The following is a 17,717-nucleotide window of genomic DNA, read 5'->3' on the forward strand; positions in this document are numbered from 1 at the left end:
TTTACCCACCACCTAAAATAGCCATTACATCACGCATAGCATAAATCATAATGGTAATAAGCTTTTGAATAACTTGAATCATTACAGCCATCATTGTGAATAACACTAAAAAACTAACACCTATTTTAATAGGAAAACCGACAACAAAAATATTTAATTGTGGTACAGTTTTCGCTGTGATTCCTAACGCCAAGTCGACTAAAAATAAAGTTGCTACAACAGGAGCAGCCATTTGAAAGGCAATCGCAAAAACTGCCGTAAATGTTGTGATGATAAACTCTATATAACTGACATTTGCGAAATTAGGAAATCCTTGATCCATCGGTAAGAATTGATAACTATAATAAATTCCATCGAGAATCATATGATGCCCATTTATAGCTAGTAGGAAAAGTAATGCTAGCGTATTAAAAAATTGTCCGATCAATGGACTTTGTGCACCTGTTTGCGGGTCAATAATATTCGCAATGGCAAAACCCATTTGAAAATCTATAAAGCTTCCGGCAATTTGAATTGCCGACATGATGATATAGCCTACTAAACCGAGTAACAGTCCAATGAGTGCTTCTTTCATCACTAAAAGTATGTAATCACCATTAAATACAAATGGTTCGACGTCAATTGTGTAATACATCATCCAAGCTAAAACTAATGCGAGAGTTATTTTAACTTGTGGCGGAATCGTTCTGTACGAGAAAAAAGGCACCGTGACAAAAAATGCCGATACGCGCACAAGTACTAATAAGAAAACCGTAAAATGCGGGATTAATTCATTCATCTACTCACCCTATATAACGCGTTAAATTCTCAAAAATGTCTCTCGCATAGCTAGTCACTTGTGATAACATCCAAGGACCGAAAAATACGATGGCTGCAAATACAGCGACGATTTTTGGAACGAATGCTAACGTTTGCTCTTGAATCGATGTTGTTGCCTGAAAAATACTTACCGCTAAACCAGTGATTAAAGCAACTAATAGTAGCGGACCGCTTGTTAGAAGGATAATCATAATGGCACGCTCTGCAATTGAAATAACCAATTCACCTGTCATACTATATCATCCCCTAAAAACTTTGTAGTAAGGATTTCATCACAAGGTACCAACCATCAACGAGTACAAATAATAAAATCTTAAACGGCAATGAAATCATAACCGGTGGTAACATCATCATCCCCATCGACATTAGCGTACTTGCGACAATCATGTCGATTACTAGGAATGGAATAAAAATCATAAAGCCAATTTGAAATGCTGTTTTAATTTCACTTAATGCGAAAGCAGGTACTAGCATCGTCAGAGGAATTTCTTCTACAGATGCTGGCTTATCTGCCTTATTATACGTTAAAAATAAATCAAGATCTTTTTGCCTTGTATGCTTACTCATAAACTCTTTAAACGGCTCACTGGCCCGATCATACGCCTCTTCAATGCCAATTTTCTCTGAAAATAATGGCTGTAATGCCTCTTTATTGACCTCTTGAAATGTTGGGGCCATGATAAAGAAAGTTAAAAACAAGGAAAGACCTACAATGACCTGGTTCGGTGGCATTTGCTGTGTCGCCAATGCAGTACGAACAAACGATAACACAATAACAATTCGCGTAAACGATGTCATCAAAATTAAAATACTAGGTGCCAGTGAAAGAACTGTTAACATTAAGAGAAGCTTTACAGAACTGGAGACATTGGTCGGATCGCTGTTGGAAAAAACACTGATTACATCATTCATTTACCATCATTCTCCTTTTGCTTCCATTTCTCCAGTTCTTCATTGCGCTCTTGTTTAATTTCAGAAATCTTTTTTTCGAACAGCTCACCAAAAGAGTTTTGTGTTTGCTGTACGGATAAACTCTCATTATTTTTTCTCTTAAACTTAGATAATACTTCTGCAATATACGGTGATGTTGATGCAAGTTCTTGTCGTTCATTATATAGCGCTAAAAGTGTTGCAACTTCATCGGGATCAGTAATTTCACGTAATAGCTGGACATCCTCACCGACCCCAACTAAATAGAGTGTTTTACCTACTTGTAATAGTTGTACCGACTTTTGGGCACCTAACGATAAACCGCCTAAATTTTGTACTAATTGATTACGTTGAAAGTTTAAATTTCTTTTATTTAAAAACTTCATTAATCCATAAAATAAAGCTACAACAAAAATAAGCGCCAAAACCATTTTTATGTATTCCCACGCAGATATGTCTCCAGCCGCTTGTGAATCTGAATCTTTCTTAGCAGCTGGAGTACTATCTTCTTTACAATCTCCTTTAATGCAGTCGCTTACAAAATTCGTGTTAGATTCTGCATATACAGAAGTCGTTGTAGGGTACAAAAACAGGAAGGTTACAAGAAATGCGAAAATCATCGTTAGACGAAATGATTTTAACATTTGCATTCAATCATCCTAGAGCTTTTTGAATCGCTTCAATTACACGATCAGCTTGGAAAGGTTTTACAATAAAGTCTTTCGCACCAGCTTGAATTGCATCGATTACCATTGCTTGTTGTCCCATTGCTGAACACATAATGACAGTTGCATTTGGATCTGAACCTTTAATTGCTTTAAGAGCTGCAATACCGTCCATTTCTGGCATTGTAATATCCATTGTTACTAAATCTGGCTTTAATTCGTTGTACTTTTCAACAGCTTGTAAACCATCAGCTGCTTCCCCAACAACTTCAAACCCATTTTTCGATAAAATATCCTTGATCATCATGCGCATGAATGCTGCATCGTCTACAATCAAAATTCTTTTAGACATGGTTAACTCCTCCAATTGAAACTATCTTAAATTATTTAAACGCTCTGCTTGACTTAAAACATCTGTAATACGGACACCGAAGTTTTCATCAATAACAACGACTTCACCTTTAGCGATTAAACGGCTATTTACTAAAATATCAACTGGTTCACCAGCTAATTTATCTAGTTCAATAATCGAACCACTAGATAGTTCTAATATCTCTTTTACAGAACGCTTTGTACGTCCTAACTCTACAGTAACTTGCAATGGAATATCAAGTAGCATATTTAAATTTCTAGCTTCAGATTGCGAGATAACATTTGGATCAAAACTAGCAAACTGTGCTTGTTGAACATTGACCGGTTGAACAGGTCTTGTTGCTTGTGGAGTCTGTTGTTGCCCTTGATACATTGGTTGTTGCTCTTGATACATTGGTTGTTGCACAGGCGCTGGCTGCTGTTGATATACTGGCTGCGCAGGCGGTGGTGTTACAGGTGCTTGTGGTTGCATAGACGCTTGTTGTTGGACAGGCGGCGGTGCCACTGGCGCTTCAGGTGCTAATGTTGCAGCCACAGGTTCCTCGATTGCTTCTGTTTCTCCTAATAGAGATTTTACAATGTTTTGACTAAATTTCAGCGGTAGTAATTGCATTATATTTGAATCAATTAAATTACCAATTCTCAATCTGAACGATACTTTTACGAGTAAATCATCTTCAGGAATATTTTCTCGTCCTTCATTTTGAGAAATATTCATTAAATCAATAGTAGGAGGCGAAATATCCACTTTTTTATTAAATACTGTCGACATTGAAGTAGCCGCAGAACCCATCATTTGATTCATAGCTTCTTGCACGGCACTTAGCTGAATTTCACCTAAGTCTGGTTTCGGATTTAAGCCATCTCCACCTAACATTAAATCAGCAATAATCGCTGCATCGGATTGCTTAATAACGAGTAAATTCATACCTGTTAAACCGATTGTATATTCAACCTGTACGGCTACATAAGGATGAGGAAATTCTTCTTCTAATTTATTACGGTTAATCATTGAAATACTTGGGGTAGTAATATCTACTTTTTGCCCTAATAACGCTGAAAGCGCTGTGGCAGAGCTACCAAACGATATATTTCCTACCTCACCTAACGCATCTTGGGCAAACGAATCGAGGTAATCCTCTACTCTTAATTCATTAATATCCTCATTTGTAGAAGCTTCAGTGCCGCTGTTTTTATCTTCCAACGTTTCGCCCCTTAATAACGCTTCAATTTCTTCTTGGGAGAGCATTTCATCACTCATCTTCGTCTCCTCCTTTCAAAGGGTCGATAATCTGGATTGCTAATTTTTTACCTTGTTTTCCTGGTTGAACTGTGAATTTCGGTAATGTTCCTACTTTTAATAGTAGTGGATCTTCAATTTTTTGTTCTAATTGAATGACATCCCCAACCTGCATTGTGAGGAAATCCTCAATGTTAATGTCGGTAATACCTAGTTCAACAGAAACCGGTAGTTGTGCTTGTTTCACACTTGTTTCAAGCATTTTTGTTTGCTCTGGAGACATCTCTTTTGTATTTGCCTGCATCCAGTAGCGAACAGAAAGATTCGGAACAATAGGCTCCAATACAACATGCGGAATACAAATATTGATCATACCGCTTGTCTCACCGATTATCGTATTTAAGGAAATAACGACAACCGTTTCATTTGGCGAAATCATTTGTAAAAATTGAGGGTTGACCTCAAGCTCTACTAAAATCGGATCAATTTCCGCAACATTTTCCCATGCCTCGCGTAAATTGTCGAATGAACGTTCAAAAAGGTTTGTCATAATTTTAGTTTCAATTTCCGTTAAGTTATCCACATTACTATGACTCGCCCCACTACCGCCCATTAAACGATCTAACATAGAGTAGGCAATGTTTGGGTTTATTTCCATCAGTATATTACCATCTAATGGCGGCACTTCAAACACATTAATGAGTGTCATATTCGGAATCGAACGTACAAACTCTTCAAATGGTATTTGGTCCACTGATGCAACAGTAATCTGCACATAGCTTCTCAGTTGTGCAGAAAAGAAGGTTGTCAGTAATCGTGCAAAATTTTCATGTATTCGGGTCAAACTTCGGATTTGATCTTTTGAGAAACGTAGTGCACGTTTAAAGTCATACACTTTAACCTTACGCACCTCGTCATCTTTTTTCATATCATCAGCTGACATTTCCCCCGTTGATATTGCGGAAAGCAGCGCATCTATCTCCGATTGAGATAATACCTCTCCTGCCATTTGCCCACCTCCATTTCAAGCAGTTTCTTTATTATTGTGTGATGAAGGAGGTAAAATAAACTTCCTGAACTTCTCCATCTTGCATCAATTCATTTAATCGTGTTTTTAATGATTTTTGGAAAATTTGTTTACCTTGCTTACCTTCTAAATCCTTTTGCTCCATTTCAGAAAGCTCTTGAATAACAATGTTTTTCACTTGGAAATCACGCTTCGTTAACTCAGCAGCAGCATCTTTATTCGTTGTTTGAATTTTTAACGACATGCGTGCAATTTTGTTATCAGCTAGATTTGTCGTAATTTCCGGAACTTCTACGGAAGCTTCTACGATTTCATCAATGGTCGGCTCAAGAGTTCCTGCTGGCTTATTAAATTGGGTATATAACACAAACCCAATACCCCCGATAAGTATGATTGCTACTAGTACGATGATAATCATCGTTAACGCTTTGTTATTCTTCATCTTCTTCACCTCGTAGATGCGGGTTTGATAGTATTTGTATATTTTTATAAAAGGCTGTTACCTTTTGTCGCACCTCATCTTCACTCTGTAAAACAATGATTTTGGTTCCAGTCGTTAATGTAATGGTCGTATCTGGAAAAGATTCGACCGTTTCTATGTATAAAGCATTCATTGTAAATGCTTTGCCATTTAAACGTGTTAGTTCAATCATTGAAATAGGGCCGGGTCTAGCGCGAGAGCCGGCCCGACCCTCCCTCATATGAAATTATGTTTTTTAGTTTTGAGCACTTTGTAATCTTAACCGGTATTTTTTTACCTACATATTGAGTATAAATCTCATACTAAAATCTAAATCTACTTAGCGTTTTAAATTCACAAGCTCTTGAAGAATTTCATCAGAAGTTGTGATAATACGTGTATTTGCTTGGAAACCACGTTGCGCCACAATCATTTCTGTAAACTCCTCTGAAAGGTCTACATTGGACATTTCAACGTAGCCAGATTCAATACCACCAATCCCGCCTACTGTTCCAACTTGAGCGTATGGATCTCCAGAGTTAGCTGTTGGTTGGAAGTAATTCGCTCCAACTTTTTGAAGACCGCCCGCATTTGGGAACTTCGCGAGTATAAGCTGACCTGCATATTGATTGGCACCATTATGGTCTACATAGGTAACTGTACCATCTTGACTAATAGACATTGATTGCGCTGTTGTAGGAATACGAATTGGTGAAACATCAGCTGAGAAATCTATATCTTCTGCTATATTACCTTCTATATCAGCTAGTCCATTGTCTGCTTTTTGTTGGTCAGCTTCAGAACCATCAATTGGATCTTCAGGAGTTGATAACTGATCACTTGGCTTACCAACTAAATATTTACCATCAGCATTTACTAAATACCCATTTCTATCCATATAAAAATTACCAGCACGTGTATAAAGAATATTGCTGTAACCTTCTTCACTAAGTACCCCCTCTTCATCAGGTGCTCCATTTGCGTCACCCACCATGAAAAAGCCATCACCAGCTATAGCTAAATCTAAATCGCGGAAAGTTGATTGTAGTGAACCTGAACCGTGAATTGTATCGATTGCAGCAAGTTGTGAGCCTAAACCGATTTGTTTAGCGTTAACACCACCACGAGTTTGAGACGGTGAAGATGCCCCTGCTTGCGTTTGAGAAATTAAATCTTTAAATACTACACGTCCTTTTTTAAAGCCGTAAGTATTAACGTTAGCGATATTATTCCCAATTACATCTAACTTCGTTTGGAAGTTTTTTAAACCTGAAATACCAGAATACATAGAACGTAACATAATGTCGTTTTCCCTTCGTCTATAAATTGTGTGCCTCTATCAATCAGCACACCTAGGCCTCCTATGACAGGTCCAGCCCTTACAGCACGATTGTGCCATCAATATTTGTAAATATTTGCTGCTTTGCTTCCGTGCGGTCCATCGCGGTAATGACAGTTGCGTTTTTAGCACTGACAATTAAAGCTGCTTGATCCATCAAGACTAATGGTTGTTTGACACCTTTTGAGTGCGCTTCAAATACCTTGTCCGATACAGCCTGCCATTCTTGATCAGAAATCGCTATATTACGCTGGATAATACGTTCATGCGCATGCTTGCTCACTTTTAATTCTTGTTGATTGGTAGCTTCCTGTAAATGAGCTTTAAACGATTGCTGTGATTTTATTGGCGTAGGTTGTGTCTGGCGAATGGATGGATGCAATGGTACACGATGTATTGAAAACTGATCCATCATTCTTCTCCACCTTTAGTCGCTTATTTCGGTAAATTCTTTTTGTGTTAATTTTTTGTCATTGTCTAATACGTAATAAATAACGCCATCTTTACTGGAAACAGAAACGATACGTCCTTGTAGTTCTTGCTCGCCGTCTTTATAGGTAACTTTTTTACCAATTAGCTTGCTTGCTTGTACAAGAGGAGATTCTTTTTCAGTATTGTTATCTCCTAAAATAGCTGAGATATTGCCAGGTTTAATTTCCTTACCATCAGCTAATACGAAAACTACATCTCCGTCTACAAATTTCAACGATGCAATAATGCCTGTTCCTTCATTGATAATTGGCTTTTTATTTTCATCCAACTCATCTGTTATCTCATGCCATTTAACTTCCTTACCAACAAATGTTGTATAATTCATAAGCTGTGTTTGTTGTTGCGAGGCAAGTAATGATTCCATCGTTTTTGTCATATTTTGCATTTGCTCTAAAGAAGAGAATTGTGCCATTTGAGAAATGAATTCACGGTCGTCCATAGGGTTCGTTGGATCTTGATGTTGTAATTGCGTAATTAGTAATTGTAGAAAAGCATCCTTACCTAGTTCACTATTACCCGTTTCCCTAACTGGCTTCTTATAATTCTTATAGTAAAAGTCATCGGTTATTTTTCCAGTCATTTTATCAGTCTTTGTATCTGCCACTCCTACACCTCCTCACTTATTAGATAATCACTAAACGATTTACCTTCATCATCATCGTCGCTTTTTTGCTCCTCCTCATCTTGCTGTTGTTGCTTAAAGAAATTATTAAAGAAGCTTTGATCGCGTTGTTGGCGATCTGCGTCTTGCAATGATTGAGCAATATCGAGACGATCAACTTGAATGTTTTGCTGTACGAAGGCTTGCTTTAATTGATGTGCCTGACTATCAAGTAATTCACGTCCATGAGCTGTTGAAGCGAGTAGACGGGCTGTGAGGACACCGTCATTTTGCACAAGCTCGATACGAATTGTTCCTAGATTTTCTGGATACAATTTCAATGTTAAGCGTGTAATACCTTGTGCATTTGAGATTTGGGCTCTATTGATAATTGCTTGCATCTCTTTTAATAACGCCTCTGACTGCGCTGGTTTTGCAGCAGGCAGTGTCACTTGGAACGTATCTGCTTTTGTTTGGACTGTATTGGAAGTCACCATTTCATTAGCACTTGTGTCTGTCTGTTTTGTAACTTGAACTTGTTGAACTACTTTCTGAAAGCCTGGCAACGGAAGTGTTACTGTTGTTTTAGTTGTTACTTGTTGTTCCGATTGAAGTGTTTGCATCGTCGTCAAAAGACTCTTGATGTTAGTTAGCAAATTTTCTTGTGAAGCTGTTAAGTCTGTTTTTTGTCCAACTAGCTGTGCTAACTTTAACACTTGAAGCAACGGTGCTACTTCTTTCGTTGTCACTTGTCCTTCACCTTGTAAAGCTGCTACGATTTGTGTTTGAAGCATCGGTGCTTGAGCGTCTACTAGTGCTAAAAGCTCCCATATATCTCTTGCTTCTTGATCCTCTCCTAGCAACTGTTGTACTAAACTTTGGAGTTGCTCAGCATCAATTCCTAATGCATCCATTAAGTGATCAAGATTTAACATTTCATCTATTGCAACAGCTTTGCCTTCTTCACCAATTTGAAGCATTAACAAGCCATCGTCATGTGGGATTCCTAGTACATCTAATACATCTTCTATAGATTCAGCATTTAAAACTTCTTCTAAATCAGAGGTATCTTTTTTATTTGTTGACTGTGTTTGCTGCTCCATTTTATTTGAAGAAGAAATAGCCTTTCCAAAAACTGATCCAAACGTTGCTAACTTTTCTTTGTTCGACGGTCCATCTGCTTTCACATTGGAATCGCCTGATGTCGAAGATTTTGTAGCCGCGTTTTTAGTTGGTATAGCCTTAGACATCATTTGCATCTTTGCTACATCCATCCTTTCACCTCCTTTCAGATGTTCTTATTGTTTAGCCATCATTTCTGTATACTTCGCTGCGTCTTGTGGATCCATTTTTTCTAGAATCGCTGCTAATTTATCTGGCTTTAAATTTGTTAAAATACGAAGTGCTTCCGTATCACTCATTTTAATTAGAACTGGCGCTGCTGCTTTAGGGGACATCTTATCGAATGTTTTTAAAATATCAGTAAAGTCACGCTTTACGTCACTTTGCTCCCTATTTAATTTTTCAACTTCAAATTTTAGCTGTTCATTTTCTGTCGTTAACTTTTCTTTTTCAGTTGTTGCTGTATCCATCTTTTTTTGTAGCTGTACGATTTCTGCTTCTTTTTCTTGTATTTGAGCCTGTAAATTTACAACCTTCGAATCATTATTTACTACGGCATCTTTTGCTTGTTGTTCTTCTGAAGGCACGAATGGCAAGCTTTCAAATGCCTTCTTCCCTAAATCAAAGACGTTCGTATTCATTAGGGTTGCAACAACAAGTAGAATTGCCGCTACAAACATGATCGGTATTACAAACCATGTAAAAAACTTTCGAAAGCCTCCTGATTTACGTTTAGGCGGTTGTTCTACTAATTCCTTTTTCAGTCGGTTGTCTTTTTTTTCCATGAAATCACCTGATTTCTCTCTTGTTATACGTAAGCGATGAAATCTCATCTAAAAAAATGCCTTCGATACGATCCTGCTCTTGCTGGAATACTTTTAAATCTTTTTCTCGCATTTTTTCAAATTTACGTACTTCCAAGTTTTTTTCTAATAATTTTTCTTCGTGCCAATTCATTTTTGCACGAGCTTGAACAACTTTCTGCTGTACATCAACAATTGTTTTTTCGAGGCTATCAATAAATCGTGCATAATGATGAACCTCCTCTATTGATGAACCTACAGCTAAACGCTCTTGCTGAAACTCTATTAAATCTTCTTTCTTTTTTAACAACTCATATAACTTTGTTGCTACTTCTTCAAAAGAACGTACAGATTCTTTATAGGCAATTTCAGTTTCGTTTTTTTCCTGCTCTCGAATGGCTAACACTTTTTCAAAACGATAAATATAACTTACCACCCTAATGTCCACCACCGTTCGATAATGAAATTAACTCATTCATACTTTCCTCAAGGGTCACTTTATCTAAATAGCCTTGCTTTAAATAAGCGGTAATGAGAGGTTCATAGTAAATAGCTTCATCAATTTCTTTTGACGTTCCTCTCTTATAAGCACCGATATTAATTAGATCTTCCGACTTGTCATATGTATAATAGAGCTCCCTTAATCGTTCTGCAGCCTTTTTGTGCTCTGGCTCTGCCACATGATTCATCAAACGGCTGACGCTTTTTAATACATTAATAGCTGGATATTGACCTTTATTGGCAAGGTTTCGATCAAGGACTATATGACCATCTAAAATCCCTCGCACAGTATCTGCAATCGGCTCATTCATGTCATCACCATCTACTAATACTGTATAAAAGGCAGTAATAGAGCCTTTCTCATTAGTACCTGTGCGCTCTAATAATTTAGGTAAAATGGCAAAAACAGATGGTGTGTATCCTTTTTGAGCTGGTGGTTCACCTGTCGCTAGACCGATCTCACGCTGCGCCATAGCAACACGAGTCACAGAGTCCATCATCAACATGACATTTAAGCCACGATTTCTAAAATATTCGGCAATCGCTGTTGCGGTAAAGGCCCCTTTAATTCGCATCAGTGCGGGCTGATCAGAAGTGGCGGCAACAACTATTGAACGGCTTAAACCCTCTGGTCCTAAATCTCGCTCTATAAACTCACGTACCTCACGCCCACGCTCTCCAATTAGTGCGATTACGTTTAAATCCGCTTGTGTATTTCGCGCAATCATACCGAGTAATGTACTTTTACCGACCCCAGAACCTGCGAAAATACCAACACGTTGTCCATTACCCACTGTAAGCATTCCATCAATTGCTTTCACACCTACTTCAAGTCTTTCATTAATAGGTGGGCGTGTTAGTGGATTTGGTGGGTCCTGCTCTGTCGGAACTGACATTAATCCTTTCGGTAATACAGTTCCATCTATTGGATTCCCCATAGAATCGAGTACCTTACCGATTAGCTCAGGGCCAACTTTAACCTCAAGTGGTGCCCCTGTACCTTCGACTAGACAGCCTATTGATATTTCTCGAAGAGAGGTAAAAGGCATTAAGACGACAATTTCATCTTTGAAGCCTACAACCTCTGCCAAGATAATTTGATGACCGTTTTTAGAAGTTTCTACATAAATTTTACAAACGTCACCAATGGAACTATCTGGACCTTGCGACTCAATCATCAAGCCGACAACTCTAGTTACTCTACCAAACTTTTTGAAGGTTGGTATTTGAGGAATTTGTTCGATTAATTGAGCCGTTTTCATCTAGATCATTCCTTACTTTCTAATATTTCATGTAGTTTCAATCTTAGTTCGTTTAATTGCTCATCAATACTTACAACAATACGGCCATGATTTGTTTCAATATAGCAATCTGTTTCATTTTCTAAATCCTCATTTACAAAAATCATGAATGGTACGTCAGTAGGGAACATTTCAGCTAGTTCATCGCGATTAGCAGTAATTAATGCATAGTAAGTAGGTGAAACGTAGATTTTTATTTCTTTCATTTCTCTTGCTTCTTTAAGTCCTCTACGAACGATTGACACAAATAATTCGTCGTCTCGCTCTAAAGATGCATCAATAATTCGCTCTGCTGCGGTTAAGCCTAGCTCTAAAATAACCGATTCCTGATCTTCAATATATTTCCGAGCATTTTCCCTAGCATGAATGATTATTTCATTGGCCGTTTGGAGAGATTGTGCCATCGCTTCATTCGCTTTGTTTGTCCCATCCTCATAGCCTTGACCAAATCCTTCATCATAAGCTTCTTGCACTCGATTAGGTCGTTCTTCTTCCCAACCTTGCTTTAAATGTTCAAATTGCTGGGTGAACATTTGCTTTTCTTGTTCAAAAACTTCACGTTCAGCCTGTAAAGTAGCTCTAGCTTCCGCAAGTAAGCGCTCGCGTTCTTCTAGCACTTCTTCTATAGTAATCTGTTTTTGAGGTTGAAGAATTTCTCCATTTTCTATCTCATGCAACTCAAACATTTCACGGATTTGAATCTTTTTGACATGATCACCATTGGACTGTGTGTGTACAGAACGGATGATTCTAGACAATGACGTCATCTCCTCCACCACGTGCAATAATAATCTCACCTGCATCCTCTAAGCGACGAATAACCGCAACAATTCGAGATTGCGCTTCCTCTACGTCACGCAGACGAACAGGACCCATAATTTCCATTTCTTCCTTAAATGTATCAGCCATACGTTGTGACATATTGCGGAAAATAATATCTTTTACTTCTTCACTTGAAACTTTCATTGAAAGCAATAAGTCTTCATTTTCACAATCACGAATAACACGTTGTATCGAGCGATTGTCGAGCGTGACAATATCCTCGAATACAAACATACGTTTTTTGATTTCTTCTGCAAGCTCTGGATCTTGAATTTCGAGTGCATCGAGAATCGTTTTTTCCGTTTGTCGGTCCACACCATTTAACACTTCAACAACTGCATCAATGCCACCCGTTTCAGTGTAATCCTGTGTTACAGTCGATGATAATTTACGCTCCAAAACAGATTCAATTTCACTAATAACTTCTGGTGAAGTTGAATCCATTACAGCAATACGTTTAGCAATATCAGCCTGTACTTCCTGTGGCAATGAAGATAAAATCACACCCGCTTGCCCTGCCTCTAAATAAGAGAGGATAAGGGCAATTGTTTGTGGATGCTCATTTTGAATAAAGTTAAAAATTTGTGCTGGATCAGCTTTACGCGCAAAGTCAAAGGGACGTACTTGTAAAGAAGATGTAAGACGATTAATAATTGTTTGCGCCTGTTCTACTCCAAGAGCTTTCTCCAATACTGTCTTCGCGTAACCAATACCACCCTGCGTAATATAATCTTGCGCAAGTGCAATATTGTGGAATTCTTCAATAATTTCCTCTTTCACATTTGCTTCTACTTTTTTAACGCTTGAAATCTCTAATGTTAAACGTTCAATTTCTTCTTCTGTTAAATGTTTATACACAGAAGCTGAAACCTCAGGCCCTAATGAAATTAACAAGAGAGCGGCCTTTTGTTTGCCTGTTAATTCCTTATCTTTCTTGGACACAGCCGAACCTCCTAGTTAGTCTTCCGCAATCCAACTACGCAGTAACTTCGCAAAATCGTCTGGCTTTTCTTTTGCCATTTTTTCAAGCTGCTTACGACGCATTGTAGCTTCCGTTTCAATTTCTTCATTTATATCTTCAATCATTAGTTCTTCTTGTTCATCTAGGATACTTAGTTCTTCTTCTTCCTGTGCACGTTTACGTGAACGGACAATGAAGAATGCAAGCAATACTATGACAGCAAGTAATATGCCGCCGATTACCCAAACCCACCATGGAATAACAGATTTTTCACTAGCCGTCTCTGTTGCTTTACCATTTAAAGGATGCACTGAAACAGCTACTTTTTCATCGATTTGATCTTGAGTAAGTTCAGCTGCTACATCTTTAGAAATCGTCGTACGAACAATAGTACTTAAAATTTGCTGGATATCCTCACGAATCCCATCCGGTAATGTTGCTGCGTCAGTTGCTGTCGGCGGTTCAACAATTACTTGGATCCCCATATCTTGAATTTTATATGGTGCCTCTTGGATATCTTTACGTATACGGTTTACGTCATTATTAATTGTCTCTTCAGTACGTTCGTAATCCCCGTTACCATTTACACCTTCGTTATATGTTGTGAAATTATCTGTCGTCGTTTCAGCTTCAGGTGTACCAGTGGCTGCAGCCCCTGTTCCAGAATATTGCTCTGTAATACGTTGAGCGCTAATCGCGATTCCTTCCATGTTCTCTTCGTCTACCGGCGTAACTAGGTTTTCTTCACGATTTTCTTTTTTGAAATCGATGTCTGTTGTCACAGAAACGATTACTTTGTCTTGTCCCATAAGCGTACCTAGCATATTTTGAACTTGACGTTGTAGGTCACGCTCAACCAATTTCTTCGCTTGTAACTGACCCTCAGCTGTCGTTGTTGAAGCTCCATCAGTAGTCGCAGCATTCAGATCAAAGTACTCAGAAAATTGGTTAGAAATAACAATGTTGTCCGTATTTAAATTTGGAACACTTTTTGCAACTAGATTGTACATAGTGGCAATTTGTTGTTCTGTAAATTTATAGCCAGGGTCAGTATTCAAAACAATAGATGCTGTCGCTTCTTCTTTAACATCCTTTATAAATACGCCCTCTTCTGGAAGGTTAATCATTACCTTTGCATCTTTTACACCTTCTAGATTTTTAATGAGCTTAGCAATTTCTGTTTCAGTCGCAGCTTTTTTTAAGAGGTTAAACTCATTATCTGTCATACCAAATCCAGAGCTATTTGCAAAAGAGTAATCAATCGACCCTGTTTGCGGATATCCTTCCGAAGCCAACTGTACTAACAATGAATCAACTTGTTCTTCAGGCACTAAAATCGATGTCCCCCCCGGTGCAAGTTCATATTTTACACCTTGGGTATCTAACGCTTCCTTCACTTGTCCGATTTCTCTTGTCGATAAATCCTTATAAAGTGGTACATATGTAATTTTTGTAGCAAAAAGTGTAATAACGGCAGCAAGTGCTAAAACCCCTACCACTGAACCAAGCATTACAATTTTTTGTTTTTTACTACGACTTGTCCAAAATTGGCTGGTGTCGTTTTTTATTTTCGTCAATCGTTCATTCATTATGAATCCTCCGGTTATAGTGAACAACCTATCCATCTAATAATTCGCGAAAACAGTGATATCCCATACCATCCATCATTATCATCACCATAACGGGTTGATTTCCGTTTCGACTAGGAGCGTCCGATAAACCATTTGGGGCAATCAGGATGTTTGCCACGAAGGCATCACCACAGGACGTGATGCTTTTAACCTTCGTTTTTCTATTGTCTCACTTCAGGTCTATCACCTTCTGTTACGTGATCCCTAAGGAGTCACCCAACCTCCACATCAATCATTCATTTAAAATATGGGATATATTCTTTACTTCAATAGTACTTATTCAAATAAAGTTAGACACTCATTCGCATTATTTCTTGGTAAGCTTCAATCACCTTATTGCGAACTTCAATTGTTGCATTTAATGTAATGCTCGCCTTTTGTGATGCAATCATCACTTCGTGCAACTCTACATCTCCACCATTAATTAACTTTTGAGTAAGGTTATCAGAAGTAATTTGTTGATCATTAACTTTCGATATTGCTTCTTTTAACGAGTTCGCAAAGCTCTGTTGTGCTTCATAAGGTGTCGTATTGAGTTTATTTGTTTCATTTACAACCTGCGTAGGTGTCATTTGTGAAACGGACGAAATTGTCATTATGTATCTTCCTTTCCTCTTATTTATCTTCCGATCTCTAAAGCCTTTGTCAGCATGGATTTATTTGCATTCAATACAGTTATGTTTGCCTCGTAGGAACGAGTAGCTGACATTAAATCTACCATTTCTTTTAATGGATCTACATTCGGCATATTTACATAGCCATCTGCATTTGCATCTGGATGAGTTGGATCATACACAAGTTTGAAAGGTGTTTCTCTATCTTCTTTTATTTGTGTAACTTTTACGCCGTTGCCAACACCACTTTTTGCATTTTTGCCAAGTGCTGCATTAAAGAACTTTGAAAACTGTCCCTCTTGCGCTGTAAACGTCACAGACTTCCGGCGGTATGGTTCCCACTGCCCATTCACTTGTCTAGCGCGCGTTGAATCCATGTTTGCCATATTTGAAGAAACTACATCCATTCGCAAACGCTGTGCTGTTAAAGCTGAGGCAGTAGTATTCATCCCATGAAAAATAGACATCTATTACTTACCTCCTTTAATAACCGTATTTAGAGTATTTAACTTACCGTTCATACGTTCAATTAATGCGTTGTAATAAATTTGATTTTCCGCAAGTTTTGTCTGTTCAGCATCCATATCTACGGCATTCCCGTTATTTCGATAACGTAAACCATTAACATTATTCACACCAGGCGTTGATTGTCGAATCGCGAAATCATAATGTCTATTATCAGTACGATATGCAGAAATTGACATTTGTTTTTCTTTCTCCAACATATCCTTAAAACTTACATTTTTCGCCTTATAGTTCGGCGTATCGACATTCGCAATGTTATTAGCGATCGTTTTATGATTCAAAGTTGCATAGGAAAGTCCATTTTCCAGGCTACTAATAGTTCCTCCAAACAAATCCAAAAAACTCACCTCATTCATGTACTTCTTATTTTATCCAATATTACAATTGTAATTAAGATGATACGGAGTGTCTATTGTCTTTTGTCACTTTTTGATAGTATAAATGACCCATTTTTATTCACAAATAACCAGGACAATACTTCCGCACCCATTGATACTACTGACTTCACAGCCCCAAACTCATTACTAGTAAATTTACACTACTACGACAGTGTTTACGGTTTTAGTATCTATTTTATTCCATTTTTTAACAATTCGACAGTAGACACGATGTCTAAATTAGAGTCCATTTTTACTATTTAACCCCAAGGTTGGGATATTACATAAAATTCTGAATAGTAATTCCATACTGTCTTTCAAGTAACAATTGGAGCATATGTTTTTTTTACTTATGCAAAAAGTATGCAGATGCTAAAAGTAAAATTTAGGAATAAAGCAATGATATTTAGCGTCTAAGAGGTTAGAAAACATACCTACAGAAAACAAGAAAAAGGATTAAAATATAGATAATTCCCCCTATTTAGTACTAAAACATAGTTCGACATAATTAAGGCGATGTAAACCAACCTCAAATTAAGTCGAATTATAAATGGCATCTGAACAAGATTATCCCAGATGACTTCGTGTTTCCAATGAATTTTTTGTGTCATAATCCGACAAAGCTTTAAGCCAACAAATGTTTTTTTGCGAAAGCGTAGTGGTAACGTAGCGACCGCACGAAGTTGGACTACCCAGGCATTTTTGCAGGTTATAAAGTTCTTAGCCCTGAGCTCAGCTTTCAGGGGAACACCCGCTGAAAAGTAGCTTAAATCCGCATTCATCTCACCACTTAAAGGGGCGGAAGACTTCTTTACCTGTCGCTTCGCTATCGGTACAAAAACATTTGTAACTAAAAGAAGTTTAATTAAATATGCCCCTTCAACAAAATAGGGGCGCGATTCCCATTCCGACTGAGCGTTTTCCAGGGCGTTTTAAGTACGAAAGGTACAGCGACAGCCACGAGGGTTATATGCGCGAATACGCAATGCTACCATAGGGCCTAAAGCGGAGGAAGTGATCGATGCTCGGCATAGGACAGTAAGCTGCCTGGAACGGAAATATTAGGGCCACAACATTCACAAAGCTTTCCTTAGCCATTTTATTTCTCTACATGA

Annotated in this window: 22 protein-coding genes; all 22 read right to left on the minus strand. The window is 38.0% G+C overall.

Features of this window, described 5'->3' with window-relative positions:
• Position 1 precedes the first annotated feature (1 nt).
• Positions 2-778, minus strand: coding sequence for a flagellar biosynthetic protein FliR (gene fliR, locus ACQKN2_RS10580; RefSeq protein ID WP_323645145.1), 777 nt, complete (start codon positions 776-778; stop codon positions 2-4).
• A gap of 4 nt (positions 779-782) precedes the next feature.
• On the minus strand, positions 783-1,052 hold the full coding sequence (fliQ, locus tag ACQKN2_RS10585) for a flagellar biosynthesis protein FliQ (protein ID WP_049668453.1): 270 nt from the start codon (positions 1,050-1,052) through the stop codon (positions 783-785).
• Positions 1,053-1,065: 13 nt separating this feature from the next.
• Complete coding sequence (gene fliP, locus ACQKN2_RS10590) at positions 1,066-1,731, minus strand: flagellar type III secretion system pore protein FliP (RefSeq protein WP_427414941.1); 666 nt, start codon at positions 1,729-1,731, stop codon at positions 1,066-1,068.
• The gene (locus tag ACQKN2_RS10595) at positions 1,728-2,393 is read right to left on the minus strand and encodes a flagellar biosynthetic protein FliO (RefSeq protein WP_427414942.1); all 666 of its coding nucleotides are present in this window, start codon (positions 2,391-2,393) and stop codon (positions 1,728-1,730) included. Before ACQKN2_RS10595 ends, fliP begins: the two co-directional genes overlap by 4 nt.
• Before the next feature lie 10 nt (positions 2,394-2,403).
• Complete coding sequence (locus ACQKN2_RS10600; RefSeq protein WP_049668450.1) at positions 2,404-2,766, minus strand: response regulator; 363 nt, start codon at positions 2,764-2,766, stop codon at positions 2,404-2,406.
• Between the two features lie 21 nt (positions 2,767-2,787).
• A complete protein-coding gene (gene fliY, locus ACQKN2_RS10605; RefSeq protein WP_427414943.1) occupies positions 2,788-4,047 on the minus strand; it encodes a flagellar motor switch phosphatase FliY in 1,260 nt (419 codons plus the stop codon).
• Positions 4,040-5,035 carry a flagellar motor switch protein FliM gene (gene fliM, locus ACQKN2_RS10610; RefSeq protein ID WP_323645154.1) on the minus strand — a complete coding sequence of 332 codons (996 nt, stop codon included), beginning with the start codon at positions 5,033-5,035 and terminating at the stop codon, positions 4,040-4,042. The genes fliY and fliM overlap by 8 nt, the downstream gene beginning before the upstream one ends.
• A gap of 31 nt (positions 5,036-5,066) precedes the next feature.
• Positions 5,067-5,495, minus strand: coding sequence for a flagellar basal body-associated protein FliL (fliL, locus tag ACQKN2_RS10615; RefSeq protein ID WP_427414944.1), 429 nt, complete (start codon positions 5,493-5,495; stop codon positions 5,067-5,069).
• On the minus strand, positions 5,485-5,706 hold the full coding sequence (locus ACQKN2_RS10620; protein WP_427414945.1) for a flagellar FlbD family protein: 222 nt from the start codon (positions 5,704-5,706) through the stop codon (positions 5,485-5,487). Before ACQKN2_RS10620 ends, fliL begins: the two co-directional genes overlap by 11 nt.
• A 147-nt stretch (positions 5,707-5,853) precedes the next feature.
• On the minus strand, positions 5,854-6,813 hold the full coding sequence (locus tag ACQKN2_RS10625; protein WP_427414946.1) for a flagellar hook-basal body complex protein: 960 nt from the start codon (positions 6,811-6,813) through the stop codon (positions 5,854-5,856).
• 79 nt (positions 6,814-6,892) lie between these two features.
• Complete coding sequence (locus ACQKN2_RS10630) at positions 6,893-7,264, minus strand: TIGR02530 family flagellar biosynthesis protein (protein ID WP_323645585.1); 372 nt, start codon at positions 7,262-7,264, stop codon at positions 6,893-6,895.
• A 15-nt stretch (positions 7,265-7,279) separates the two neighbouring features.
• The gene (gene flgD / locus ACQKN2_RS10635) at positions 7,280-7,948 is read right to left on the minus strand and encodes a flagellar hook assembly protein FlgD (RefSeq protein WP_427414947.1); all 669 of its coding nucleotides are present in this window, start codon (positions 7,946-7,948) and stop codon (positions 7,280-7,282) included.
• Between the two features lie 2 nt (positions 7,949-7,950).
• Positions 7,951-9,219, minus strand: a complete 1,269-nt coding sequence (locus ACQKN2_RS10640; protein WP_427414948.1) for a flagellar hook-length control protein FliK — start codon at positions 9,217-9,219, stop codon at positions 7,951-7,953.
• A 24-nt stretch (positions 9,220-9,243) separates the two neighbouring features.
• Entirely contained in the window at positions 9,244-9,852 is a 609-nt protein-coding gene (locus ACQKN2_RS10645) for a MotE family protein (RefSeq protein WP_427414949.1), read from the minus strand.
• A 4-nt stretch (positions 9,853-9,856) separates the two neighbouring features.
• A complete protein-coding gene (gene fliJ / locus ACQKN2_RS10650; RefSeq protein WP_427414950.1) occupies positions 9,857-10,306 on the minus strand; it encodes a flagellar export protein FliJ in 450 nt (149 codons plus the stop codon).
• Position 10,307: 1 nt separating this feature from the next.
• Positions 10,308-11,633, minus strand: coding sequence for a flagellar protein export ATPase FliI (gene fliI / locus ACQKN2_RS10655; protein WP_323645163.1), 1,326 nt, complete (start codon positions 11,631-11,633; stop codon positions 10,308-10,310).
• Between the two features lie 5 nt (positions 11,634-11,638).
• A complete protein-coding gene (fliH, locus tag ACQKN2_RS10660) occupies positions 11,639-12,430 on the minus strand; it encodes a flagellar assembly protein FliH (protein WP_427414951.1) in 792 nt (263 codons plus the stop codon).
• Complete coding sequence (gene fliG / locus ACQKN2_RS10665) at positions 12,423-13,436, minus strand: flagellar motor switch protein FliG (protein WP_323645165.1); 1,014 nt, start codon at positions 13,434-13,436, stop codon at positions 12,423-12,425. Before fliG ends, fliH begins: the two co-directional genes overlap by 8 nt.
• Positions 13,437-13,451: 15 nt before the next feature.
• Positions 13,452-15,044 carry a flagellar basal-body MS-ring/collar protein FliF gene (gene fliF / locus ACQKN2_RS10670; RefSeq protein WP_427414952.1) on the minus strand — a complete coding sequence of 531 codons (1,593 nt, stop codon included), beginning with the start codon at positions 15,042-15,044 and terminating at the stop codon, positions 13,452-13,454.
• Between the two features lie 332 nt (positions 15,045-15,376).
• Positions 15,377-15,682, minus strand: a complete 306-nt coding sequence (gene fliE, locus ACQKN2_RS10675; protein WP_049668437.1) for a flagellar hook-basal body complex protein FliE — start codon at positions 15,680-15,682, stop codon at positions 15,377-15,379.
• A 23-nt stretch (positions 15,683-15,705) separates the two neighbouring features.
• The gene (gene flgC, locus ACQKN2_RS10680) at positions 15,706-16,167 is read right to left on the minus strand and encodes a flagellar basal body rod protein FlgC (protein WP_323645169.1); all 462 of its coding nucleotides are present in this window, start codon (positions 16,165-16,167) and stop codon (positions 15,706-15,708) included.
• Between the two features lie 3 nt (positions 16,168-16,170).
• Positions 16,171-16,563, minus strand: coding sequence for a flagellar basal body rod protein FlgB (gene flgB / locus ACQKN2_RS10685; RefSeq protein WP_323645170.1), 393 nt, complete (start codon positions 16,561-16,563; stop codon positions 16,171-16,173).
• Positions 16,564-17,717: the final 1,154 nt, after the last annotated feature.

The sequence above is a fragment of the Lysinibacillus sp. NPDC093688 genome, assembly GCF_050280145.1.
Classification (GTDB): Bacteria; Bacillota; Bacilli; order Bacillales_A; family Planococcaceae; genus Lysinibacillus; species Lysinibacillus xylanilyticus_B.

Bases quoted from the DNA above. Each gene is read 5' to 3' on its own strand.
- ACQKN2_RS10600 (WP_049668450.1), bottom strand. From the start codon at position 2,766: ATGTCTAAAAGAATTTTGATTGTAGACGATGCAGCATTCATGCGCATG.
- fliQ (WP_049668453.1), bottom strand. From the start codon at position 1,052: ATGACAGGTGAATTGGTTATTTCAATTGCAGAGCGTGCCATTATGATT.
- fliF (WP_427414952.1), bottom strand. From the start codon at position 15,044: ATGAATGAACGATTGACGAAAATAAAAAACGACACCAGCCAATTTTGG.
- fliY (WP_427414943.1), bottom strand. From the start codon at position 4,047: ATGAGTGATGAAATGCTCTCCCAAGAAGAAATTGAAGCGTTATTAAGG.
- ACQKN2_RS10620 (WP_427414945.1), bottom strand. From the start codon at position 5,706: ATGATTGAACTAACACGTTTAAATGGCAAAGCATTTACAATGAATGCT.
- ACQKN2_RS10645 (WP_427414949.1), bottom strand. From the start codon at position 9,852: ATGGAAAAAAAAGACAACCGACTGAAAAAGGAATTAGTAGAACAACCG.
- ACQKN2_RS10625 (WP_427414946.1), bottom strand. From the start codon at position 6,813: ATGTTACGTTCTATGTATTCTGGTATTTCAGGTTTAAAAAACTTCCAA.
- ACQKN2_RS10640 (WP_427414948.1), bottom strand. From the start codon at position 9,219: ATGGATGTAGCAAAGATGCAAATGATGTCTAAGGCTATACCAACTAAA.
- fliI (WP_323645163.1), bottom strand. From the start codon at position 11,633: ATGAAAACGGCTCAATTAATCGAACAAATTCCTCAAATACCAACCTTC.
- fliP (WP_427414941.1), bottom strand. From the start codon at position 1,731: ATGAATGATGTAATCAGTGTTTTTTCCAACAGCGATCCGACCAATGTC.
- fliL (WP_427414944.1), bottom strand. From the start codon at position 5,495: ATGAAGAATAACAAAGCGTTAACGATGATTATCATCGTACTAGTAGCA.
- fliM (WP_323645154.1), bottom strand. From the start codon at position 5,035: ATGGCAGGAGAGGTATTATCTCAATCGGAGATAGATGCGCTGCTTTCC.
- ACQKN2_RS10595 (WP_427414942.1), bottom strand. From the start codon at position 2,393: ATGTTAAAATCATTTCGTCTAACGATGATTTTCGCATTTCTTGTAACC.
- flgC (WP_323645169.1), bottom strand. From the start codon at position 16,167: ATGTCTATTTTTCATGGGATGAATACTACTGCCTCAGCTTTAACAGCA.
- ACQKN2_RS10630 (WP_323645585.1), bottom strand. From the start codon at position 7,264: ATGGATCAGTTTTCAATACATCGTGTACCATTGCATCCATCCATTCGC.
- fliR (WP_323645145.1), bottom strand. From the start codon at position 778: ATGAATGAATTAATCCCGCATTTTACGGTTTTCTTATTAGTACTTGTG.
- fliE (WP_049668437.1), bottom strand. From the start codon at position 15,682: ATGACAATTTCGTCCGTTTCACAAATGACACCTACGCAGGTTGTAAAT.